Origin of the sequence: Aquabacterium parvum (genome assembly GCF_001447195.1) — a bacterium.
GTDB lineage: Bacteria > Pseudomonadota > Gammaproteobacteria > Burkholderiales > Burkholderiaceae_C > Aquabacterium > Aquabacterium parvum.
The window spans coordinates 1-273 of sequence record NZ_LFRI01000410.1; the positions used below are offsets into that span (position 1 = coordinate 1).

The 273-nt window shown below is 58.2% G+C and carries 1 pseudogene; it reads left to right on the forward strand.

What is annotated here, in order from left to right:
- Nucleotides 1-273: pseudogene (locus tag ABG80_RS22920) on the forward strand (hypothetical protein); the annotation flags it as partial.

Sequence of the window (273 nt, forward strand, 5' to 3'; positions counted from 1 at the left end):
ATGTGCGGCCCATCGTTGGAGATCCCGCCGAGGGGTTCATGGAGGTTTTCAAGTACGCCGTCAAGTTCAGCGATCAGCCGGTTGCCGATACATGGCATGCCTTTCAGACGCTCAAGGGGAAACGCCTTCTTGGTTCCGCTGGGTGCTTCCGAGGTGTCGAGGTGCCGGAAGAGCTGACCGATGAGCCGCTCGATGAGCTGCCGTATGTCGAGCTGTTCTATCGCTATCTGCATGGAAAGGGCTACGCCGTTTCGCATGCGAATCGCCCCAAAG